Here is a 21,620-nt window from a genome sequence, read left to right on the forward strand (position 1 = left end):
CGTCGGCAACGCCTAGCGTGCCCCACGCACCAACCGGCCGGGGCGCGCGCCGGTGTCGACGTTGTCGCGGCGGGTGACGACGCCGTTGACGATCGTCGCGGCGTAGCCCGAGGCACCCTGCACGAGTCGGTTGCCACCGGCCGGCAAGTCGTAGGCCATCCGAGGGGCGTGCAGCGTGAGCGCATCCATGTCAACCACGTTGACGTCGGCGCGCTTTCCGATCTCGATGACGCCGCGATCGGAGAGCCCGAACAGCTGCGCGGTGTCGTGCGACTGTTTGCGGACGACGTATTCCAGCGGCAGCTTCTCGCCGCGGTGACGATCGCGCGCCCAGTGGGTAAGCAGGAAGGTGGGATACGACGCGTCGCAGATCATGCTGCAGTGCGCGCCGCCGTCGGATAGACCGACCACGCCCGCGGGATGGGTGAGCATTTCCCGGATCGCGTCGTGGTTGCCGTGCGAGTAGTTGTAGAAGGGCAGCATCAGCATCGACGTTGCGTCGGATTCCAGCATCAGGTCGTAGAGCGTGGCCAATGGGTCCTCACCTCGCTCGGCGGCGATTTTCTCCACGGTGCGCTCGTCGGTCGGCTCGTAGTCAGGGGGATCGCCCAGCGCGTAGAGCCGGCCCAGCGAATATTGCGCGAGGGCAAACATGTTGTCGAACAACAGGTTCGGGTCCGGTGGCAGGTCGTCCTCGGAGAGGATCGCCGTCTTGACGGCCGGATCGGCCAGACGCTGCGCCAACTCCTCGCGACCGCATTCGGCTTTCAGCCGACGGAAGGTCGGGCGGTGGGTGAACGCGTGATGCCCGGGGAAGCCGAACAGCATGCCGAACGGTCGCGCCGCGATCTGGGGATACAACCGACTGCCCGCTTCATGAGCGGCGGCCGAGATGTCCATCTGTTCGCGCCACAGCTCCGGCGCGGCGTCCACCTGGATCATGCCGAACGAGATCGGCCGATCGATCTCAGCGCCGAGCCGTTGCATCCAATCCAGTTCCTTTTTGGGCGCGATGATGTCCTCACCCGCGACGCCTTGCGGGGCCAGCTCGAAGACGGCTTGGCCGCCGGCCGCCATGGCCCGGCCGAGTCCGAACAGCTCGTCCTCAGCGGCATAGGTTCCGGGCACCGGCTCGCCGTCGATGGCGCGGTGACCGATGGTCCGCGAGGTCGAGAAGCCCAGGGCCCCGGCCTCGATGGCCTCCTGCACGAGGCGCGCCATCGCCGCGATGTCGTCAGGTGAGGCGGGCTCGTTGCGGGCGCCGCGCTCACCCATCGCGTAGGCGCGGACCGCACCGTGCGCTATCTGGCTGCCCACGTCGACGGCGAAGTCCTTTCTTCCGACCGCATCGAGATATTCCGGGTAGCTCTCCCAGCCCCAGGAGATGCCCTCGGTGAGTGCGCTGCCGGGAATGTCCTCAACACCTTCCATCAGGCCGATCAGCCAGTCCTCTGTGCCCGGCCGCACCGGCGCGAACCCGACCCCGCAGTTACCCATGACGACAGTGGTCACGCCGTGACTGCTGGACGGCTCCAGCTTGTCGTCCCAGCTGACCTGGCCGTCGTAGTGGGTGTGGATGTCGACGAATCCGGGCGCGACGATCTTTCCGGTTGCGTCGATGGTTTCGGCGGCCTCGCCTTCCAATGGCGTGCTTCCGGGCCCGCGACGATGAACCTCGACGATTCGGCCGTCTTTGACGGCAACATCGGCGTCGTATCGGTCCGCACCCATTCCGTCCACAACGGTGCCGCCGGTGATTTTGAGGTCGAACACGATTACTCCCTTGGTCTGCCCCGCTCGCCGCTACAGTGGACCAATGTAACACCGTTACAGACGCGACGGGAGGGCTTCGATGACGACCCACGCAGCGCGCGATGTGCGGCTTGAGGATGCGATCGGCGCGCCGCCACAACGCCCGACCCTGGTGCCCGCGGAGCGCTACTACTCCCCCGCGTTCGCAAAGCTCGAAGTGGAGCGGATGTGGCCGAAGGTGTGGCAGGCCGCCTGCACAGTGGATCATGTCGCCGAACCCGGCGATTATTTCGAATACCGTTGCGGCCCTTATTCGGTACTTATCGTGCGCGGCGACGACGGGATGCTTCGCGCTTTTCAGAACGTCTGCCGTCACCGCGGCAATTCGCTGTGCGCCGGCTCGGGTGCGGGCTTGGGTGAGCTGCGCTGCGGTTACCACGGCTGGACGTGGGATCTGCGCGGGGTTCTCAAACGGGTCCCGAATCGCAAGGGATTCGGAACTCTGCAGATGTCGGAGTTTCCGTTGTTCGCGGCCCGTGTCGAGGTCTGGGAGAGGCTCGTCTTCGTCAACCTCGACGTCAACGCGGCGCCGCTGAGCGACTTTCTAGAGGCGGTGCCGGATGACATCGCATGGCTCGGGCTCGGCGACTTCCGGTGCTACGGGACCATGACCATCGAAGTCGAGGCGAATTGGAAGACGATCGCCGACGGGTTCAGCGAGACCTATCACGTCCAGACGTTGCATCCCGAGTTGCACCGCTGCATGGATGATGTCTATGCCCCGCAGGTCATTTGGGGGCACACCGGCAAGTCCGAGCAGCTCTACGGTGTGCCGAGCCCGCACCTCAAGCAGACACCCAGCGACGCCGAGGTGTGGGACTCCTATGTCTGCACTCAAGGGGCGCTGATGGGCGTTGCGGAGGGCACCCCGTTCCCGGGTATCCAGCCGGGCCAGTCGGTCATGGACGTAATCGCCCAGCGGACAAAGGCTTTCGCTGCTTCGCGCGGGGTCGACCTGAGCTGGGCCAGCACCGACCAGATGATGCGTCTGCACCAGTACAACGTCTTCCCGAACATGACGCTGCTGGCCAACGCCGACCATTTGACGGTCATGACTTCACATCCGGGGCCCGATCCCGATCACGGCGAGTTTGTCATGTTGTTGTGGACGCGTATGCCGCCGGGTGCGCCGCGGATCAAGCCCGCCGATGTTCGGATGACGGCCAATGAGGCCGAGCCCGGTCTGGTAATGACGCAGGACATTAACGTGTTGGCGGGACTTCAGCGCGGTCTGCACCAGCCCGGGTTCACGCACTTGACGTTGTCCAACGAGGAACGACGAGTGATCAACATGCATCGCAACCTGGAACGGTATCTGGGGCTGCCGGAATCGGCCCGCATAAAGGGGGGTGAGACCAGTGACGGAGCCGATTAGCGCGGAAACCGTCCTCGACACCGCCGCCCGCCTGATCGAACTGCACGGCGTCGAGACATTCACGATGCGCGGCCTCGCCGAGGAACTCGGGGTGGCGGTCACCTCGATCTACTGGCATGTCGGCGGCCGAGACAAACTCTTCGACAGCCTGGTCGACCGATTGCTCAGCGAGATGGCACACCTGCCCGTCGAGGGTGACACCGCAGTCGAACGCATTGCGTCACTTGCGCGCTCGCAACGCCGGGCGCTGATCGACCGACAACACCTGCTCGCTATCGCGCACGAACGCGACCGGACGCCGGTGCTGTTTCTGCCGATTCAGCAGACGTTGGCGGCGCAGCTAGCCGAGTTGGGCGTGACCGGAACCGATGCCGCACTCATCCTGCGAGCGGTGCAGGTTCATGTCATATCGTCTGCGGTGATGCAGTTCTCGGCTGTTCGCGGGGCCAAACACGAAGAGGAGGACCCCTCGCTGTGGGACGACGACTGGCCCGACCAAGCACTCGTCCAGGCGCTCCAGTCCCCCACCGACTACGACGCGATCTTCGAATACGGCCTCAACGCGCTGCTGAGTCAGATGCCCTCGGGCGGTTGAAACGACGCGATCAAACGGCCGACATCGCGTCGCCGCGACTCCGCGGGCCACACCACCCAGGTGCGGCGCACCACTGGTTTGCCGACTAACGGTGACCACGTCACGTCGTCGGGCAGCGGTTGCAGCCCGTTCTCGGGTGCCAACGCGAAGGCCTGTCCAGTGCTTAACGCCGCGACCTTGACCGCAGCGATCAGCACTTGATCATCGGGCACCGGCGACCCGATATCGACGCCGTGGCTGCGCAGGACGCCCGTCAGCTCGTCATACCAGGCGGGGCTGCTGGGACGGGGGAAGCCGACCCACTGCAGTTCGGCCAGCTGGTCTAGCTGGACGCCGTCGGAACCGGCCAGTCGCGCAGCAACTTTCGATGAGATGAGTACGCCAAGAGGTTCTTGGACGACCAGCATCGCGTCGAATTCCGATCCGGAAGGGCGTTCACGGACCAGACCCACGTCGAGTTGATCACTGCGCAGGGCCTTGATTTGTGCGGCCGTCGAGAGGTGCTGCGGGACGACGCGCGTATTTGGGGATTCCACCGCGAATTTGGCGAGCGCCGTAGGCAACACGTCAGGATCCAGCTCCAACGGGACGCCAAGCCTGATGACCTCGCTGGATCCGGTGCTATAGGTGCTCATCGTCCGCACGGCCTGGTGATAGCGAGCCAGGACCGCACGCGCCTCGACGAGCAACGCCGTTCCTGCCTCGGTTGGGCGTACGCCGGTGCTGGTGCGCTCTAACAGGGTGACGCCGAGTTCGCGTTCCAGAGCGCTCACCGTCTGCGATAGCGCCACGCTCGGCGTCCAGACCGGACCAGACACTCCGATGAGCCTGGCCGGCTACCTGGCCGACCACTCCGATCTGTGGGATCGCATCGTCGCCAAGCACGGCCTTCGCCCACTGAGTCTGCACCAACTGGTCGGTCACGGTGATCAGCACGCGGATTTCGCGTTCGCCTACGGCGCACCCGAAGGGCCGCGCGCCTTCGTGAGTATCGTCAAGCTGCGCCAAGCCGGGTTCACCGAAACCATCGACACCGAGGATGCGTTCCGCAACGCGCTGCAGTCGCTCATCGATCACAAATTTCTCCCACCCGCAGCATTGGACGCCGCCTAGGGAGTTGGATTGACTGCAGCCACCCGAAAGGACCCGTCATGACCGCTGCACCCCCGCAGTCCATCGCCGGCATTGCCATCCCCGACACCCCGCTCACGCGTGAAATCACCGAGTACATCCGCGACACCGAAGACGAGCTGTTGTTCAACCACTCCCGCCGGGTGTTCCTCTTTGGCGCACTGCAAGGTCGTCGACGTGGTCTGCAGCCCGACCTCGAATTGCTCTACACCGGGGCGATGTTCCACGATATCGGACTCACGGAGGGCTACCGGACGTCGATGCTGCGCTTCGAGGTCGACGGCGCGAACGCGGCACGGGATTTTCTCCTGGAGCGTGGCTTCGACGAGGCCACCGCGCGTAAGGTCTGGCTTTCCATTGCGCTGCATACAACGCCCGGCGTGCCGGAGTTCCTAGACCCGGAAATCGCGCTCGTCACGGCCGGAGTCGAGACTGACGTCCTGGGCATCGGTCGTAACGACCTATCCGCCGAGGCGATTGAGGCGGTCACCGCCGCGCATCCTCGACCCGACTTCAAGAATCGGATCCTCCGGGCGTTCAACGACGGCATGAAGCACCGGCCGCACAGCACCTTCGGGACCATGAATGACGATGTGCTGCAACACTTCGACGACTCATTCGTCCGCGACAACTTCGTTCAGATCATCCTCAACAACAGCTGGCCGGAATAGGAGAACGACGGCTAGGGCGATCCCTTTCGCACTGCGGCTTCGATCTTGTCGCCGGTTTCCTTATCTATGTTTTTCCAGTACTCGAACGCACGCTCCAACACCTGCTCGGAGACCCCTTTGAGCAGGTGCCCGGCGACGTTGGAGACCAGCCGCTCACGCGCGGCATCGTCCATCACCTCGCGAACCAGGGTGCCGGCCTGAGTCCAGTCGTCGTCGTCGGCACGCAGGGTGTAGGCGGTGCGGACCATCTCCCCGTCGGTGTGCCAGAGCGCCTCGGCGGTACGCGACGGATCAGCTTTGGGTCCGCCCTTGGAATTTGGCGCATACACCGGATCGCTGACCGGGATGATGCGCATCGCACCATCCTTTGAATAGGAATGCACCGGACACTTGGGCGCATTGACCGGGATCTGCTGATAGTTCACTCCGAGGCGGGCCCGATGAGCGTCGGCGTAGGAGAACGTGCGAGCCAACAGCATCTTGTCCGGGCTGAACCCGGTGCCCGCCACCTGGTTGCTAGGCGCAAACGCCGCCTGCTCGATCTCGGTGTGGTGATCGGTGAAGTTGCGGTCCAACACCAGCTTGCCCACCTCGATCAGCGGGTAGTCGGCATGCGGCCACACCTTGGTCAGATCAAACGGGTTGATCCGATAGGTCTTGGCATCCTCGAACGGCATGATCTGCATCTTCAGCGTCCAGCTCGGGTACTCGCCGCGCTTGATCGCCTCATGCAGGTCGCGGGCGTGGTAGTCGCCGTCCATGCCGGCGAGTCGGTCGGCCTCGTCCTGGGTCAGGCATTGGATGCCCTGGTCGGAGACGAAGTGGTATTTCACCCAGGAGATCTGCCCTGCGGCGTTGATCCAGCTGTAGGTGTGCGAGCTGTAGCCGTTCATGTGCCGCCAGCTGGCCGGGATACCCCGGTCACCCATCAGCCAGGTGACCTGGTGCGCGCTCTCGGGGGAGAGGGTCCAAAAGTCCCATTGCATGTCGTTGTCGCGCAAGTTGTTGTCGGCGCGGCGTTTCTGGGAGCGGATGAAGTGTTGAAACTTCATCGCATCGCGGATGAAAAAGACCGGGGTGTTGTTGCCGACGATGTCCAGGTTGCCTTCGGAGGTGTAAAAGCGCAGCGAGAACCCGCGCGGGTCGCGCCAGGTGTCTGGGCTGCCGCGCTCGCCGGCCACAGTCGAGAACCGGATCAGGGTGTCGGTCTTGGTGCCGGGTTGAAAGACTGCGGCGCGCGTGTAGGCACTGACGTCGCCGGTCACTTCGAAATGCCCGAACGCTCCCGAGCCCTTTGCATGCGGCTGACGCTCCGGGATGCGTTCCCGGTTGAAGTTGGCCATCTGCTCAATCAGATAGTGGTCCTGCAGCAGGATCGGCCCGTCGGTGCCGATCGTCAGCGAGTGATCATCACTGGCGACCGGAATCCCCGCGTCTGTGGTCGTCGGGTTGAGCTGCTGGTTGCTCTGCTCGTTGTTCATGGGATTCATGTACCCAGTTTCGGACCTCAACCAACGGCCCGGCTGCGCAAGATCAGCCATTTTTCCCACAAATCGCGACGCCGGATGCAAATCCCGATCGGGGCAGGCGCTGCCCTTAAAGGAGGCAGCGCCTGCCGCTAGAGCACCGACAAGGGCAAAAGGCACAACAGAGCAGGCCAGAACGTGATTTCACTCCGCGGATGGAGTCGGCCAACGTCCGAACGACAGACGCTCGAAGCAGTGCTTTGGTTGGTGGTCATGCGTATTCTTTCTGTGCTGATGATGGGTGATCTGCCGCCGGGCACAACACGACCGTTTGGGGACGTAGTCCTGCGGGCCATGGCCGTTGCCGATCGCCGCTATAAGCGAAGTTGATGGCGGGCCGGCGGGAGACCACACTATGACGTCGTTAGAGCTAACCAGCAGTGGCACAGCAGATTTCGACAAAGGCGGCGTCTACTTCATCGGCAACGCGACCACATTGATCCGCTTCGGCGGATTGACAATCCTGACCGACCCCGCCTTTTTACACAAAGGCGAGCACGTCTTTTTGGGTCATGGCATCTGGGCCCGGCGCGAAGTCGAGCCGGCCTGTCAGATCGCCGACCTGCCCCCGATCGATTTGATCGTCTTGTCGCACTACCACGGCGATCATTTCGACGACGTCGCCGCCCGAGAGCTCGACAAGAAACTACCCATCATCTCCACGGCAGACGCGGTGGACAAACTCAGCGCTCTCGGCTTCGAGCACGGTCATCCCCTCGAGACCTGGGAATCGTTGGAGGTGCACAAAGGCGACGCGACGGTGACGATCACCGCGATGCCCGCCAAGCACGCCACCGAGGAAGCCGTCAACGAGCTGCTGATGCCGGTCAACGGTCACCTGCTCGACTTCAGCCGCAACGGCGATCACCTCTACCGGCTCTACATCACCGGCGACACGATGCTCGTCGACAGCCTCGATGACATCCCACGGCGTTACCCCGACATCGACCTCGGCCTGATCCACACCGGTGGCACGACCTTCCTTGTCACGGTGGTCACAATGACGGGTGAGCAAGGAGTGCAGGCCGTCGAGATCACCAGGCCTCGCACCGCCATTCCGATCCACTACAACGACTTCTCGGTTTTCCTGTCGGGGCTCGACGATTTCAAAAAGGCCGCCCAGGCCTCGACCGCCGACACGAAGTTCGTCTACCTAGCGCACGGCGAGACCTACACCTTCACGCCCAACGCGTGACCGCAATGCTTTTTCTTTGCGCTTCCGTGGGCTTGCGTTCACGAAGCGGACGTTAATTGCGTGCCCGGAGTGCAGACATCGCTGCGAGAATGACGGCCTGCGCGCCGCGGCGCGCATAGCTGCGGTGCCGCCAATTTAGGACTAGGACTGACCATGACTGATGTCGATCACACAAGGCCCGCCGACCTCGTCGAGCACTCCCGCACCGGGATGGGCGCGCAGGCGCTGCAGCGGGCGATCACCGATCACCTGCGCTATTCGGTCGGCCGGCCGGCCGCGGCGCTGCGGCCCGAGCACTACTACCGGGCGCTCGCGCTGGCCGTGCGTGATCGCATGCAGGACCGTCGGGTGGCGTCGACGCAGACCTCGCTGGATCTCGGCCGTAAGGTGACCTGCTACCTGTCGGCCGAGTTCCTGATGGGTCCGCAGTTGGGCAACAACCTGCTGAACCTGCGCATGGAGCGGACGGCAAAGGCCGCGCTGGCGGCGATGGGTCAGAATTTCGACGAGGTCCTGGCGTGCGAGGAGGAACCGGGACTAGGCAACGGCGGCCTCGGCAGGCTCGCCGCGTGCTACCTCGACTCGCTGGCCACCCTCGAACGTCCCGCGATCGGCTACGGCATCCGCTACGAATTCGGCATCTTCGACCAGGAGATCCACGACGGCTGGCAGGTCGAGCAGACCGACAACTGGCTGGACCACGGAAACCCTTGGGAGATAGCCAAACCCGACGTCAACTACCTGGTCAAGTTTGGCGGCTACGCCGGGCACTACAACGACGAAGCCGGCCACGACCGCGTCCGATGGGTGCCGAGACGTTTGCTGAAAGGCGTCGCCTACGACACGCCCATCCAGGGTTACGGCGTCAACACCTGCAACGTGCTGACGTTGTGGAGCGCACGAGCCGTCAAGTCGTTCGCGTTGGAAGCCTTCAACACCGGCGATTACTACGGGGCGGTCGAGGACGAGGTCATGTCGGAGACGGTGACCAAGGTGCTGTACCCCAACGACGAGCCGGAGGCGGGCAAGCAGCTGCGCCTACTCCAGCAGTACTTCTTCGTGTCCTGCTCACTGCAGCACGTGCTGCACATCATGGACGATCTCGCCGACGTGTCCATCAAGGAACTCCCCCGGCGATTCGCCTTGCAGCTCAACGACACCCATCCGTCGATCGGGGTTGCCGAGCTGATGCGGTTGCTGGTCGACGAGCGCCAGCTGGACTGGGAGGAGGCGTGGGACATCACGGTCGCGACGTTCGGCTATACCAACCACACCCTGTTGCCCGAGGCGCTGGAGACTTGGCCGCTGGAGATGTTCTCCGAGTCGCTGCCCCGCCACCTCGAGATCATCTACGAGATCAACGCCGGTTCCTGGACGAGGTGCGCGCCAAGTTCCCAGCTGACGAGGACCGGGTACGCCGGATGTCGCTGATCGGCGAGAACGGCGGCAAGAACGTCCGGATGGCCCACCTCGCGACCGTCGGCAGCCACGCCATCAACGGTGTCGCCGCGCTGCACTCGGACCTGCTGAAAGCCAGTGTGCTCAAAGACTTCTACGAGATGTGGCCGGAGCGGTTCAGCAACAAGACAAACGGGGTGACACCACGCCGCTTCCTTGCGCTGGCCAACCCCGGGCTGCGGGAGTTGCTGGACCGCACCGTCGGTGACGACTGGCTGACCGATCTTGGGCGCCTGCGCGGGCTGGAGCCGTTCGTCGACGATGCCTCCTTCCGTCAGGAATGGCGCGACATCAAACGCAGCAACAAGGCGCGCCTGGCCAAATACATCCGCTCGGCAACCGGCGTCGAGCTGAACCCGGACTGGATGTTCGACGTCCAGGTCAAGCGCATCCACGAGTACAAGCGCCAACATCTCAACGTCCTGCACATCATCGCGCTGTACCACCGTTTCAAGCAAAACCCCGGTATGTCGATTCCGCAGCGGGCCTTCATCTTTGGCGGCAAGGCCGCCCCAGGATATTTCATGGCCAAGCGGATCATCAAGCTGATCAACGCCGTCGGGGAAACGGTCAACGCCGACCCGGAGATCAACCGGCTCCTGAAGGTGGCATTCGTGCCGAACTTCAGCGTGAAGAATGCGCACATGATCTACCCGGCCGCTGATTTGTCCGAGCAGATCTCGACCGCGGGTAAGGAAGCGTCCGGCACCGGGAACATGAAGTTCATGATCAACGGCGCCCTGACCATCGGCACGCTCGATGGAGCGAACGTCGAGATGCGCGAAGAGGCTGGACCGGAGAACTTCTTCCTGTTCGGTCTGACCGAGTCCGAGGTCGAGGCAGTCAAAGCGAAGGACTACCACCCGGCCGAGTACATCGACGGTAGCGACGAGCTGCGTGCGGTGCTGGATCTGATTGCCAACGGGACGTTCTCACACGGCGACACCGAGGTGTTCAAGCCACTAGTGGACAACCTGCGCTACGACGACCCCTTCCTGGTCTGCGCCGACTTCGTGTCCTACATGGCCTGCCAGGAGCAGGTGAGCGTCGCATGGCAGGACCGGGACGCCTGGACGAAGATGTCGATCTTGAATACCGCTCGCAGCGGAAAGTTTTCGTCGGATCGTGCCATCGCCGAGTACTGCGACGACATTTGGAGTGTCTGGCCGCTGACCGTCACCATGTGAACCGGGCGGTTAGCTCGACCGCGTCAAGCCCCGCCGCGCAGCGAAAGCTACTTGGCGCTAACCAATCTCGCGCGCGACGAAGATGGCGATGTAACCGAGCGGGATGCCCGTTCGGGCGGCGATGTATTCCCGCGCCGCCAACTCGACCGTCGCCCGACGGCTCGCGCGGGTGACCCCGCCAATTTCGGGTATCCGGACGATCCACCCGTCCGCCTCGCGACTGACTTCGATGTCGAAGCATTGACCGACCGTCGGGAAGTTCAGACGTTGGGAACGACCGCTGCGCAGCGATCGTGTGCGCCGCAGAGTGGGCTGAATGGGCATATCGAGTTTCCCTGAGTCGACAACGATCCGGCGCAAGGGTAATCCGACCAGCGGCCAGAAACCTAATCGGCACCCGCAAGGGCTCAAACCTCGATCCGCGACCCCATGATCAGGGTTCGGTCCTGGGGCAGACAGAAGGACTCGGCAGCGTCGGCGCTCAGGTGCGACGTGGCGATGAAGAGATTCGTACGCCATGCGGGCATGGTCCGTGCCTCGCCCTTTATCAGTTGGATCTTCGACAAGAAATACGAAGCGTCATCGATCGAGATCGATCCCTCGGTTTTCGTCGGCTCGAGGAGACGTAACGCGTGCGGGACGTCAGGCGTCTCCATGTACCCGAAACGTGCGGTCACGTGGATGATTCCGTCGTCAGCGTGGCCGAGCGAGTCGACTTCGACGCGCTCAGAGTCGCTGGCCCGCGGGATTGGTAACACTTCGATCGTGACGATCACAACCTGCCTGGCGAGGACGTGGTTGTGTTCGACGTTTGCGCGCAGTGCCAATGGCGCGGTGTTACTGCTGCGGTTGAGGAAAACCGCCGTGCCAGGGACACGCAGTAGCCCGTCCCTGGATAGTTGATCGACGAACGCCTCAAGTGGTCCCTCTGCGACCTCACGCCTGCGGCTGACGATGGTGCTGCCGCGCTGCCAGGTGATCATGACCGTGAACGTTGTGATGGCGATCAGCAGCGGCAGCCACGCGCCGTGGACGAGCTTGGTCAGGTTCGCCGCCACGAATAGCAGGTCAACACCCAACAGTGCGCTGCCGCCAACAACGATCAGCCACAGCGGAACCCGCCATCTTGCGTGCGCGATATACAGGTACAGCATCGTCGTGATGGTGATCGTTCCGGTCACCGCCATTCCATAGGCATAAGCCAGTGACGCTGAGCTGCGGAAGGCGAACACAAGTATCAGGACCGCCACCATGAGCAGGCCGTTGATCCATGGCAGGTAGACCTGGCCGACGGTCGATGCCGAGGTGTGCACCACCCGCAATCGGGGAAGGTAGCCGAGATGGGCGGCCTGGGACGCAAGCGAAAAAGCTCCCGTGATCACCGCCTGCGACGCGATGATCGTCGCGGCGGTCGCCAGCAACACCATGGGCAATCGCGCCCAGCCGGGAATGAGCAGAAAGAATGGCGCACTCACCGCGGCCTTGTTGGCAGCCACCAGCGCACCCTGCCCGAGGTAGTTGAGAACCAGCGCCGGTAGAACGACCAAAAGCCAAGCGGCGGTGATCGCTTTACGCCCGAAGTGACCCATGTCGGCATAGAGCGCCTCCGCGCCGGTAACCGCAAGGACAACCCCGGTCAACGAGAAGAACGCCGTCCCAAAATTCCCCACCATGAACTTCACTGCGTAAACCGGGGAAAGCGCCGCCAGTATCTGCGGATGGTCGATGATGCTGCTCACGCCGCAGGCACCGATTGCGACAAACCAGCCGACCATCACCGGCCCGAAAAGGCCTCCCACGACACCCGTTCCGCGGCGCTGCACCGCGAATAGCGCGACGATGATGACGACGGTGCTGGGCACGACCCAGTCCTCCAGCCCCGGACGGACCACCTTCATGCCCTCCACCGCGGACAACACCGAGATTGCCGGCGTGATCATGCTGTCACCGCTGAACAAGGCGGCACCGAACACGCCCAGAGTGGCAAGCACCACCGCAGTGCGGCCGCTGCGCGCGCCCATCCGGCGCACGAGCGCGATGAGCGCCATGATGCCGCCCTCGCCGTCGTTGTCGGCGTGCATCACCAGCGTGACGTAGGTCAGCGTCACGATGATCATCACCGACCAGAAGATCAACGACACGACGCCGTAGACGTTGTCCGTGGTGATCGGCACAGGGTGGGGGTCGCCCGGATTGAAGATCGTCTGGACCGTGTAGATCGGGCTAGTGCCGACGTCGCCGAACACGACACCGAGTGCGCCGATCACAAGGGCCAGGCGACCCGTTTGCCTGCCGCTGCGCGCGCGAGCCGGGGAAGTGGATTCAGGCGTCGTGGGCATTGTGTGGTCCCCGATCGGTGGTTCCGGATTCTCATTTGACCTGATTGTCGGTCGGGAAGCCAGTCGAGCCGAGTCTCGACGACTGCAAGACCACGGCCGAGCGCGGCCCCACCGTAAGCTCCTGCACGACCGTAATCTTCCGCGCAGGGTCGAAGCTGTCGCAGGCAATGTCCCAGCGTCTGCCGCGCAGATCGTCCGGCACAGTGAAGGTCAACGGCTCCCACCATCCGTTGAGCAGGACGAAAAAGTCGTCATCGATCATCGGCGTTCCGTCGGGACCCTCATCCGGATCCGTTGAGCCGTCGATGAACAACGCGACGCTGCGAGCAATCGGGTCTGACCACTCTTCGGCAGTCATCTCGGCACCTGAGTTTGTGAACCAGCGCAGGTCCGACGCCGCCGTGCCGGTGTGGTAACGCCGCCTACGGAATGCCGGATGACGCCGACGCAATGCGATGAGTTCCGTTGTGAAATCTAGCAGTTCACGATCGACTGTCTTCCAGTCGAACCAGGTGATCTCGTTGTCCTGGCAGTAGGCGTTGTTGTTGCCCCGCTGAGTGCGCCCGAGCTCGTCGCCCCCCAACAACTGCGGTACCCCCGCCGAGAGCAACAGCGTCACAAGAAATGCCCGCTTTTGCCGAGAGCGGAGGGCCAGTACGTCAGGATCGTCGGTGGGGCCCTCGGCTCCGCAGTTCCAGGAGCGGTTGTCGTCGGTGCCGTCGCGGTTGCCCTCACCGTTGGCATCGTTGTGTTTGTTGTTGTAGGAGACCAGGTCGGTCAGCGGGAAGCCGTCGTGCACGGTGACGAAGTTGACCGACGCGCTGGGTCGGCGTCCCTCATCAGGGCGGTCGTAGATGTCAGCCGAACCGCACAGGCGCGTGGCGAAATCCCCCAGCAGCCCGTGATGACTGCGCCACCAGTCGCGCACGGTGTCGCGGAAGCGTCCGTTCCATTCGCTCCACAGCGGCGGGAAGCGGCCGATGTCGTAACTGTCCATGCGGCCGACGTCCCACGGCTCGGCGATGAGCTTGACCTGTGAGATGACCGGATCCTGGCTCACCACATCGAAGAACGCCGAGAACGGATCGAAGTCGCCGGCCGTTCGTCCGAGGGTCGGTGCGAGGTCGAAACGAAAGCCGTCGACGCCCATCGTCGAGACCCAGTAGCGCAGCGAATCCGTGATCATCCGCAGCGTGGTTGGGTTGGCCGTATTCAGCGAATTGCCCGTCCCGGTCGTGTCGATGTAGCGACTCGGATCGCTCGGGTCGAGGTGGTAGTAGGCGGTGTTGTCGAGGCCGCGGTGAGACAGCGTTGGACCCCCGGGCCCACCCTCGGCGGTGTGGTTGAACACGACGTCGAGCACCACCTCCAACCCTGCCGCGTGGAGGGCCTCGACCATTCTCCGGAACTCCGCCACCTGGCCGCCGCGACGGCCGGCCCGTACCGCAGCCGAGTACGCCGCGTGCGGCGCGAAGAAGCCGATGGTGTTGTAGCCCCAGTAGTTCGTCAACCCCCGCTCGACGAGGAACGACTCGGGCACGTTGTGGTGAACGGGCAGCAGCTCGACAGCGGTGACGCCGAGACGGACGAGGTGGTCGAGCGCCGCCTCGTGCGCCAAGCCGGCGTAGGTGCCGCGCAGCTCAGGTGGCACATCGGGATGCGTTGCGGTGAATCCACGGACGTGCACCTCGTAGATGATCGTGTCGGCGAGCCCATGCCCCGGACCGGGCATGGGCGGAATGGGCGGCAGCGGCGCCGTCACCAGGCTGCGCGGCATGTGGGCGGCTGAATCCAGCAGGCTGGGAGCCGCGGCGTTATCCGTTGCATAGTCGAATAATTCGGGCCCGAACCGGCATTCACCGTCGATCGCGCGGGCATAGGGGTCAAGGAGCAGCTTGGCGGGGTTGTAACGCAGGCCCCGAGCGCGATCGTAGGGGCCGCTGACCCGGAAACCGTAGGCCTGGCCCTCCCTCACGCCGGGCACGAAGCCATGCCAGATGTCGCCGTCGCGTTCCGGCAGCGCCAGTCGGGTTTCGGCTCCGCTGTCGTCGAACAAGCAAAGCTGCACCTGATCGCCTTTCGATGACACTGCGAAGTTCGTCCCATCCGGCCTGCACCTCGCGCCCAACGGGGCGGGTCTGCCGGGCAAGATTGACGTGGTCATCGGTACTCCTTACCATCGACGAGCCGCTGAACTACCTCCGACGCAGTGGGGCTTGCACTGAATCGTGCCGCGCGGAGCCTTCACTGACTAGGTCGACGTCCAATGCGTTGCGAGTTCAGCTAACCACCCCCGACGGCACCGAGTTGGCGCACGCCCACCAAAAGGTTGGTGCTGCTGTGTTACTCGGATTCAAGAACGGGGGCAAAGGCGACTACACGCTGTCCAACACCGCGGGCGATGAACTCGGTATTGCGGTGGCTCGAACCACAACCGTCGTAAGGCAGAACATACCGGTGGGAAAAATTCCGCCGGCTGACGGCGCAGCACGGTTCGAAACCGGTGGCGGCACCACCCTTGCAGTGGTAGAGCCGCACAGCGGTTCCAAGGCCGACAGCGCCTGGCATCATCGGATACTCTCGGCCGCCGGCGACGAACTCGGTGTCCTCACCCTGATGAGGGCGCAGAACGGTTGGACCGGTATCGCAGCAGAGACCACACTGTGGCTACTCAACGAAAACGTCGGCGCCCTGAAACCACCGTCAGCCGGAGTGCTGCTGGAGCTCTCCTCGCCAGTGGCTCCCGAGGTTGGCGACGTGTTGGCAGCGGCGTGTGTTGACTTTTCGGTGTTACCGCGCGGGTACATCGCATAGTCATTGGTAGCCAGGCAAATCCGGGATGCCGGTGGCTGTCAGCCAACCGCCGCCGTCCACGACCAACGTCGCTCCGGTGACGTACGACGCCGCGTCACTGGCCAGGAACAGCACCGCGTCGGCAACCTCGGTGGTCGAACCGGAACGCCTCAGCGGAGTCTGGATGGCGCGGTGTTGGTCATCGCCGGCAATTCTCTTCACGCCCTCGGTTCCTGACATCGCCCCGGGGGCAACGATATTGACGCGAACCCCGTCGGGCCCCCATTCGATCGCAGACGCGCGGCTCAGCGCGTCAATTCCGGCCTTGGCCGAAACGACGTGCGCTTGCAGCGCCATGCCGCGGTACTGAATCGCCGCGCTGATGTTCACCACCGCGCCGCCGTGCTCGCGCAGCCATAGCTCGTAGGCGGCCTTCGATACGTTGAATGTCCCCAACAGGTCGATGTCGACCACGGCCTTGAATCCGTTTGGGCTGAGGCCGCTGATCGGGACGGGGAAATTGCCGGCCGCATTGTTGACGACGACGTCGAGTCGACCGAAGGTTCGCAACACTTCCTCAATGACAGCCGTCACCTCGTCGTGCCGGCGCACGTCGCAGACGCCGTAGCAGGCCTCAATCCCCGCTTCCCGCAACGCCGCAACCGCGGCTTGGAGGTTGGCTTCCTTCCGGCTACAGATGGCGACGCGAGCCCCGTGACTGCCCAGTACCCGAGCGATCTCCAATCCCAACCCGGTAGCGCCGCCGGTGACCAATGCGACCTTCCCCTGGAGAAGATCGGACCGGAACGGACTCTGGCGGGTGGTGACGGACGTGCCGGCGGGATCGGCAGCCGCGCGGATTCGTCGAGGTCGACTTGCAGCGCGTTGAGCATCAGCGCCAGTCCCGAATACCGCCCGATGACCACCAGTACTTCGACGGTGGCCTCCGACCCGAGGGCGTCTTGCACTTGGTCGAATACTTCGGCCGAGACGCCGCGTGTGGTCAGCAGTTCGGTCGTCAGGTGTAGCACCGCGAGTTCGACAGGCTCGAAATGAGCTGTTTGCCAGTCGGATTCGGAAGTGATGGCGTTGATCTCGTCGGTGCTGACCCCGGCCGTGCGGGCCACGTCGCGATGTTGGCCAAGCTCGTAGGGGCAGTCCATCAGATAGGCGGTGCGCAGGACGACGAGTTCGCGCAGCCGGACGGGCAACACCGGACTGGTCAGGGCGGCCTGCCCGGCCAGCATCCAGCCGGTGAACACCTTCTCGGCGTTGGCCAGGGCTCGGTAGACGTTGAGATTGCCCCGCGCAGAGGTCAATTCGCGGGCCTGCTCGGTCATCTCTTCTGGCCGACGGTAGGCGATTCGGGTCATCTGAATTCTCCTGTCAGTGTTGGAATCTTGCCGTGGCGTCGACGTCGAGGTCCGCAGCGTTGAGCACCAACGCCAGCCCGTAATAGCAGCTGATGATCATTAGCAATTCGGTCAGCGCCTCGTCGCCGAAGGCGGCCTGGGCCGCGGCGAAGGTGTCATCCCGCAGTCGGTGGGTGGTGCACAACTCGGTGGTGAAGTCGAGCGCAGTGCGCTCGGTGTCGCTGAAGCCGGCCGCGTCGGGGTGATCGGTGTCGAGGATGGCGTTGATCTGTTGCTCGGTCAGGCCGGCGTCGCGGGCGATCCCTACGTGCTGGCTCAGCTCGTAGCGTGAGCCCTGTAGGTGGGCCACCCGCAGGATGACCACCTCCCGCATCCGCCGGCTGAAGGTAGGACTTTCGAACAGCTCGTCGACCATCTGCGTCCACCCGGCGAATACTTGCGGCGCGTTGGCGAGCAATCGGAACACGTTGAGATTGCCGCGTCGCGCCATCCATTCGCGGGTCGATTCGGGTTGCTCGTCGATGCTGATGAGCGGTATCCGTGACATTGACTTCGTCCCTTTGCTATTCGGCGTTGGTGGCGAGGGTGAAGGTCCAGTCCAGGGTCACGAACGGCTCGTCGACCGTCGTCCCGTCTGGGGCAACCCCGGCCTCATGACGAACGTAATCCGCTTGCAGCGATTCCACATCCGCGAAGACGGCGTCGCGGCCGATGTAGGGGTCGTCTCGCCAAAAAAGCTGGGTGATCAGCGGTTGGTAGCCGTCGGCGTGGAACCAGAAGTGCGTATGTTGCGGGCGCATGATGGATCGGTTTGCGGCGCGCATGATTTCCCCGCAGGGGCCGTCGGTGGGTACCGGGTAATAGCGGGGCGTGATGGAGCGGTACCAGAATCGCCCATCGTCGTCAGTGGTCAGCAGTGCCCGCATGGCGAACTCGTCGTGCAGCTTCTCGGACTGTTGAACGTCGTAGAAGCCCTCTCCATCGCTGTGCCAGGTGTCGACATGGGCGCCGGCGATCGGCCTGCCCTGTTCGTCGACGACCCGACCGGTGACGAACATCGGTGTACCGTCCACGCCGTCGGAGATGTCGTCCCCATTGGCGGCGGTCGGACGGCCCTCGACGTAAAACGGGCCCAGCAAGGCCGAGGCGGTGACCGATGACCCGCTGTGCTGGTTGATCCTGTCCAGCAGCATGCTGAAACCCAGGATGTCGGATAGCAGCATCACCTCTTGACGGGTTGGGCTGGAGATTTTGCCCACTCGCTCAAGGAAATCCATGGCGGTGAACCACTCGTCACCGGTCAGCCGCACCTCGCGCGCGAAATCGTGCAGGTGCTGCACCAGGCAGACGAGCACCTCCCGGAAGCGCTGATCGGTCGACGTGTCGAAGGTCCGCTGGACGGCCTCGGTAATGGTTTGTTCGTTCAGGTCGGACGACGCGGATGACATTGGCCTTGCCTCTCTTTGCGAGTGGATGTTTGACGTTGATCTCAGGGCCGGATCACGACGCGGCCGACGGTGTGGTCGGCAACGGCCTGGTACGCCGCGGCCGCATCGTCGAGCGAATACGTTTTGGCGATGGGAAGTGGCCGAAACTCACCGGACTCGAAGTAGGGTGCCATCTGCTGAAGGCGCCGCGCCGAGTCGACGACAGTGAGCTTTGTGCTGTCTATGCCGAGGATTCGAGTTTCGTTGTGGTACAGGTCCAGCAGGTCGATTTCGACCGCTCGCGAACCGACGACGCTGATCACCACGAGCCTGCCCCGAAGGGCCAGCGCGGCCAGCGCGGCTGGCGTGGTCACGCCACCGACGGTGTCATACACCACGTCGACACCCCTGCCATCGGTGAGCCGCTTGATCTCGGCGCCGACATCTGCCGCCGGGTCGAACGTGACGAAGTCGTCGATGACAGCCGCGGCGGCGGTCTCCGGGCGGGGCCGACGACGGTCCACTCCAACCACTTTGGCGCCGAGCGCTCGCGCGATTTGCGCCACCGCTCCCCCTACACCACCGGAAACCCCGAAGACGGCTATGGTTTCGCCGGCCGCCAGCTGTGCAACTTCCACCGCCCCGTACCACGCCACGACAAAATTGACCCCGACGGTGGAGGCTTCGTCGAAGCTGAGCCGCTCGGGCTTGCGCACCAACGCTTCCACCGGCACCGACATCAACTCGGCGTGTGACCCGTCTCGGGTGAAGCCGGTGTCTCCGCCGGTGCCCCAGACGGCAGCTCCTTGCCATTCGGATGGCCCACTGATGACCACACCGGCGAAATCACGCCCGGGCGTGCGCGGCAGCACCGTCCAATTCATCCCCCCGGCAACGTTCTTCACGTCAGATGGATTGACCGACGCCGCCTCAACCCGGATCACCGCTTCTTCGGCTGTCGCGGTCGGATCCGGCAGGTCCGCAACCTGCAGCACACCGGGGTCACCGAACTCGGTAAAACGCAAGGCCCGCATGGGTCCGTCCTCCTATGAACCGATCGTCTGCTATCCGACGCTTATAGCCAACACCCGAATCAGCCATCGCGTCCAACGAAGGAAAGAGAACATTACTATCGCGGATCGCGATATGATGGTCGGCGTGGAACTCCGGCACCTGGAGTACTTCGTCGCAGTGGCCGCCGAGCTGAACTTCTCGCGAGCGGCCCAGCGGATTCACGTCGTGCAGTCTGCCCTCTCGGCATCGGTCGGCAAATTGGAGAAAGAGCTTGGCATCGAGCTATTCGACCGTTCCAGGCGCCAAATCGCACTCACCGCGGCCGGCGAGGTCTTCCTTCAGCACGCCCGGGAAGTCATCCACACCGCCCGCCGGGCCCGGACCTCAGTCGACGCATTCCGTGATCAGCTCACCGGCAACGTCACCCTGGGCACCCTGATGTCGTGGGGAACGTTGGATCTGCCTGCCGCCCTCGAAGAGTTCCGCCGCTCGAACCCGTTGATCACCGTTCGCCTGCGGCAAAGCCTGACGGGTTCGGCCGGGCATCTAACCGCTATCGCCGACGGCCAGATGGACCTCGCCCTGGTGTCGATCAAATCGCCGGGTTCCCAGCTGGTAGCGATGCGTGAGTTGATGAGCGAGCCGATGGTCTTCGTCTGCGAATCCAGCCACGCATTGGCGGGTCGCGCCAGGGTACAACTCGCCGACCTCGCGGGACACGACTTCATCAACTTCCCGCGCGGGTGGGGGATACGGCAGCGCTTGGATGCCGGCTTCGCCGCTGCCGGCGTCGAGCCGGTCAGCGCCTACGAAGTCGCCGATTACGCGATCACCGCTGAGCTCATCCGACACCGACTGGCGACTACCATCCTGCCCAACAGCGTGGCCAACCGGTTCCCTGAGCTGCGCGCGGTTCCGCTGCAGCCATCCATCACCTGGACGCTGTCAATCGCCTACGCGGCATCCCAACACGCCAGCCCGGCGATCAATGCGCTCATCGACACCCTGGTCCGTCACGTCGGATGACGCGGACCGGATCACTTAGTTCAGGTCACCGCGTTCCCGTAGCGCATTGACCAACTGCACTCGCGACTGGACTCCAAGCTTGGAATATGCCGAACGAAGGTGGGTACCAACAGTATTCACCGATATCCCCAGCGCCTTGGCAGCGGATTTGTCGGTGTGGCCGTCGGCGAACAAATACACCACCCGCCGCTCCCCCTCGGTAAGCGACTGAGGCTCCGACCCGTTGTAATCGCTGACCCACTTTGCGCGCCGGACGCCCGCTTGCCTCATCACGCGCTGAACCGTTGCCCTGCGTGCGAAGGCACTCGATAACTCAGTTCCGCGCCGATCGCATCGCGGGTATCCCACTGGGCCGGTTCGGCGAGCCTGACGAAATCGCCAATGCGGCATTGTTTCTGGCCAGCAACCTGGCAAGCTTTATCACTGGGTCCACCGTCACCGCTGACGGCGGAGCCAACGAAATCTGACCGATATATAGGCATGAGGTCGCGGTTATGACTCGCACTCCCAGTTACCTGATCACCGGTGCCGGCGGCGGCGTCGGCGGGGTCAGTCGGCTAGTCGTCGAGCAACTTCTCAGCCATGGCGAGGCCGTGCGGGCGATGGTGCACCGCGAGGACTCGCGCGCCGACGCGCTGCGCGCACTCGGAGCTGAGGTGATCGTCGGAGACCTGACCAACCCGGTGGATGTCAGCGCG

19 protein-coding genes and 3 pseudogenes are annotated in these 21,620 nt (G+C 63.8%); 10 read left to right on the top strand and 12 right to left on the bottom strand.

Annotated elements, in window-relative coordinates:
* Positions 1 to 12: 12 nt before the first annotated feature.
* A complete protein-coding gene (locus tag VKI00_RS01610) occupies positions 13 to 1,773 on the bottom strand; it encodes an N-acyl-D-amino-acid deacylase family protein (protein WP_324434784.1) in 1,761 nt (586 codons plus the stop codon).
* A gap of 79 nt (positions 1,774 to 1,852) precedes the next feature.
* Between VKI00_RS01610 and VKI00_RS01615 the strand changes: the two genes are divergently transcribed.
* Both VKI00_RS01615 and VKI00_RS01620 read left to right on the top strand, forming a co-directional pair.
* Positions 1,853 to 3,187, top strand: coding sequence for an aromatic ring-hydroxylating dioxygenase subunit alpha (locus tag VKI00_RS01615; protein WP_324434786.1), 1,335 nt, complete (start codon positions 1,853 to 1,855; stop codon positions 3,185 to 3,187).
* Positions 3,171 to 3,782 (top strand): TetR/AcrR family transcriptional regulator, encoded by a 612-nt coding sequence (locus VKI00_RS01620; RefSeq protein WP_324434787.1) that lies wholly within the window; start codon positions 3,171 to 3,173, stop codon positions 3,780 to 3,782. Before VKI00_RS01615 ends, VKI00_RS01620 begins: the two co-directional genes overlap by 17 nt.
* Here VKI00_RS01620 and VKI00_RS01625 read toward each other — a convergent pair.
* On the bottom strand, positions 3,761 to 4,600 hold the full coding sequence (locus VKI00_RS01625) for a LysR substrate-binding domain-containing protein (RefSeq protein ID WP_324434789.1): 840 nt from the start codon (positions 4,598 to 4,600) through the stop codon (positions 3,761 to 3,763). The genes VKI00_RS01620 and VKI00_RS01625 overlap by 22 nt on opposite strands.
* A 4-nt stretch (positions 4,601 to 4,604) precedes the next feature.
* Between VKI00_RS01625 and VKI00_RS01630 the strand changes: the two genes are divergently transcribed.
* Both VKI00_RS01630 and VKI00_RS01635 read left to right on the top strand, forming a co-directional pair.
* The gene (locus VKI00_RS01630; RefSeq protein ID WP_324434791.1) at positions 4,605 to 4,895 is read left to right on the top strand and encodes a hypothetical protein; all 291 of its coding nucleotides are present in this window, start codon (positions 4,605 to 4,607) and stop codon (positions 4,893 to 4,895) included.
* 38 nt (positions 4,896 to 4,933) lie between these two features.
* Positions 4,934 to 5,584 carry an HD domain-containing protein gene (locus VKI00_RS01635; RefSeq protein ID WP_324434793.1) on the top strand — a complete coding sequence of 217 codons (651 nt, stop codon included), beginning with the start codon at positions 4,934 to 4,936 and terminating at the stop codon, positions 5,582 to 5,584.
* 11 nt (positions 5,585 to 5,595) lie between these two features.
* Here the strand turns inward: VKI00_RS01635 and VKI00_RS01640 are convergent, their stop codons facing one another.
* Positions 5,596 to 7,074: a catalase gene (locus tag VKI00_RS01640; RefSeq protein WP_324434795.1), complete on the bottom strand. Its 1,479-nt coding sequence runs from the start codon at positions 7,072 to 7,074 to the stop codon at positions 5,596 to 5,598.
* A gap of 391 nt (positions 7,075 to 7,465) precedes the next feature.
* On the opposite strand from VKI00_RS01640, the gene VKI00_RS01645 reads away from it, so the two are divergent.
* Entirely contained in the window at positions 7,466 to 8,305 is an 840-nt protein-coding gene (locus VKI00_RS01645; RefSeq protein ID WP_324434797.1) for an MBL fold metallo-hydrolase, read from the top strand.
* Between the two features lie 153 nt (positions 8,306 to 8,458).
* A pseudogene (locus tag VKI00_RS01650) lies at positions 8,459 to 10,950 on the top strand (glycogen/starch/alpha-glucan phosphorylase).
* A gap of 57 nt (positions 10,951 to 11,007) precedes the next feature.
* Here VKI00_RS01650 and VKI00_RS01655 read toward each other — a convergent pair.
* The 3 genes from VKI00_RS01655 to glgX all read right to left on the bottom strand — a co-directional run bounded on the left by VKI00_RS01655 (position 11,008) and on the right by glgX (position 15,453).
* Positions 11,008 to 11,214 (bottom strand): long chain fatty acid-CoA synthetase Faa4p, encoded by a 207-nt coding sequence (locus VKI00_RS01655; RefSeq protein ID WP_324434813.1) that lies wholly within the window; start codon positions 11,212 to 11,214, stop codon positions 11,008 to 11,010.
* A 143-nt stretch (positions 11,215 to 11,357) separates the two neighbouring features.
* Positions 11,358 to 13,289, bottom strand: coding sequence for a potassium transporter Kup (locus tag VKI00_RS01660; RefSeq protein ID WP_324434799.1), 1,932 nt, complete (start codon positions 13,287 to 13,289; stop codon positions 11,358 to 11,360).
* 31 nt (positions 13,290 to 13,320) lie between these two features.
* Positions 13,321 to 15,453 (bottom strand): glycogen debranching protein GlgX, encoded by a 2,133-nt coding sequence (gene glgX, locus VKI00_RS01665; RefSeq protein ID WP_324434800.1) that lies wholly within the window; start codon positions 15,451 to 15,453, stop codon positions 13,321 to 13,323.
* A 176-nt stretch (positions 15,454 to 15,629) separates the two neighbouring features.
* Here glgX and VKI00_RS01670 point away from each other — a divergent pair, with 176 nt between their 5' ends.
* Positions 15,630 to 16,103: a hypothetical protein gene (locus VKI00_RS01670; RefSeq protein ID WP_324434802.1), complete on the top strand. Its 474-nt coding sequence runs from the start codon at positions 15,630 to 15,632 to the stop codon at positions 16,101 to 16,103.
* Here the strand turns inward: VKI00_RS01670 and VKI00_RS01675 are convergent, their stop codons facing one another.
* The 5 genes and pseudogenes from VKI00_RS01675 to VKI00_RS01695 all read right to left on the bottom strand — a co-directional run bounded on the left by VKI00_RS01675 (position 16,104) and on the right by VKI00_RS01695 (position 19,916).
* Complete coding sequence (locus VKI00_RS01675) at positions 16,104 to 16,856, bottom strand: SDR family oxidoreductase (RefSeq protein WP_324434804.1); 753 nt, start codon at positions 16,854 to 16,856, stop codon at positions 16,104 to 16,106.
* Positions 16,857 to 16,918: 62 nt separating this feature from the next.
* Positions 16,919 to 17,455: pseudogene (locus tag VKI00_RS01680) on the bottom strand (carboxymuconolactone decarboxylase family protein); the annotation flags it as partial.
* A gap of 13 nt (positions 17,456 to 17,468) precedes the next feature.
* Positions 17,469 to 18,002 (bottom strand): carboxymuconolactone decarboxylase family protein, encoded by a 534-nt coding sequence (locus VKI00_RS01685; RefSeq protein WP_324434805.1) that lies wholly within the window; start codon positions 18,000 to 18,002, stop codon positions 17,469 to 17,471.
* A gap of 16 nt (positions 18,003 to 18,018) precedes the next feature.
* A complete protein-coding gene (locus tag VKI00_RS01690) occupies positions 18,019 to 18,903 on the bottom strand; it encodes a dioxygenase (RefSeq protein ID WP_324434807.1) in 885 nt (294 codons plus the stop codon).
* Positions 18,904 to 18,944: 41 nt separating this feature from the next.
* Positions 18,945 to 19,916, bottom strand: a complete 972-nt coding sequence (locus VKI00_RS01695; RefSeq protein WP_324434808.1) for a zinc-binding alcohol dehydrogenase family protein — start codon at positions 19,914 to 19,916, stop codon at positions 18,945 to 18,947.
* A gap of 124 nt (positions 19,917 to 20,040) precedes the next feature.
* Between VKI00_RS01695 and VKI00_RS01700 the strand changes: the two genes are divergently transcribed.
* Positions 20,041 to 20,922 carry a LysR family transcriptional regulator gene (locus VKI00_RS01700; RefSeq protein ID WP_324434810.1) on the top strand — a complete coding sequence of 294 codons (882 nt, stop codon included), beginning with the start codon at positions 20,041 to 20,043 and terminating at the stop codon, positions 20,920 to 20,922.
* Positions 20,923 to 20,937: 15 nt separating this feature from the next.
* On the opposite strand, the gene VKI00_RS01705 is transcribed toward VKI00_RS01700, so the two are convergent.
* Positions 20,938 to 21,192, bottom strand: a complete 255-nt coding sequence (locus tag VKI00_RS01705; RefSeq protein WP_324434815.1) for a response regulator transcription factor — start codon at positions 21,190 to 21,192, stop codon at positions 20,938 to 20,940.
* 35 nt (positions 21,193 to 21,227) lie between these two features.
* Here VKI00_RS01705 and VKI00_RS01710 point away from each other — a divergent pair.
* Both VKI00_RS01710 and VKI00_RS01715 read left to right on the top strand, forming a co-directional pair.
* A pseudogene (locus VKI00_RS01710) lies at positions 21,228 to 21,389 on the top strand (SDR family oxidoreductase); the annotation flags it as partial.
* A 27-nt stretch (positions 21,390 to 21,416) separates the two neighbouring features.
* The coding region (locus VKI00_RS01715) for an NAD(P)H-binding protein (protein WP_324434811.1) at positions 21,417 to 21,620 on the top strand (204 nt) is incomplete at its 3' end.

It is taken from the genome of Mycobacterium sp. (assembly GCF_035314665.1).
GTDB lineage: Bacteria > Actinomycetota > Actinomycetes > Mycobacteriales > Mycobacteriaceae > Mycobacterium.

Bases quoted from the DNA above. Each gene is read 5' to 3' on its own strand.
- VKI00_RS01615 (WP_324434786.1), top strand. From the start codon at position 1,853: ATGACGACCCACGCAGCGCGCGATGTGCGGCTTGAGGATGCGATCGGC.
- VKI00_RS01630 (WP_324434791.1), top strand. From the start codon at position 4,605: ATGAGCCTGGCCGGCTACCTGGCCGACCACTCCGATCTGTGGGATCGC.
- VKI00_RS01635 (WP_324434793.1), top strand. From the start codon at position 4,934: ATGACCGCTGCACCCCCGCAGTCCATCGCCGGCATTGCCATCCCCGAC.
- VKI00_RS01640 (WP_324434795.1), bottom strand. From the start codon at position 7,074: ATGAATCCCATGAACAACGAGCAGAGCAACCAGCAGCTCAACCCGACG.
- VKI00_RS01645 (WP_324434797.1), top strand. From the start codon at position 7,466: ATGACGTCGTTAGAGCTAACCAGCAGTGGCACAGCAGATTTCGACAAA.
- VKI00_RS01660 (WP_324434799.1), bottom strand. From the start codon at position 13,289: ATGCCCACGACGCCTGAATCCACTTCCCCGGCTCGCGCGCGCAGCGGC.
- glgX (WP_324434800.1), bottom strand. From the start codon at position 15,453: ATGACCACGTCAATCTTGCCCGGCAGACCCGCCCCGTTGGGCGCGAGG.
- VKI00_RS01685 (WP_324434805.1), bottom strand. From the start codon at position 18,002: ATGTCACGGATACCGCTCATCAGCATCGACGAGCAACCCGAATCGACC.
- VKI00_RS01690 (WP_324434807.1), bottom strand. From the start codon at position 18,903: ATGTCATCCGCGTCGTCCGACCTGAACGAACAAACCATTACCGAGGCC.
- VKI00_RS01695 (WP_324434808.1), bottom strand. From the start codon at position 19,916: ATGCGGGCCTTGCGTTTTACCGAGTTCGGTGACCCCGGTGTGCTGCAG.
- VKI00_RS01705 (WP_324434815.1), bottom strand. From the start codon at position 21,192: ATGAGGCAAGCGGGCGTCCGGCGCGCAAAGTGGGTCAGCGATTACAAC.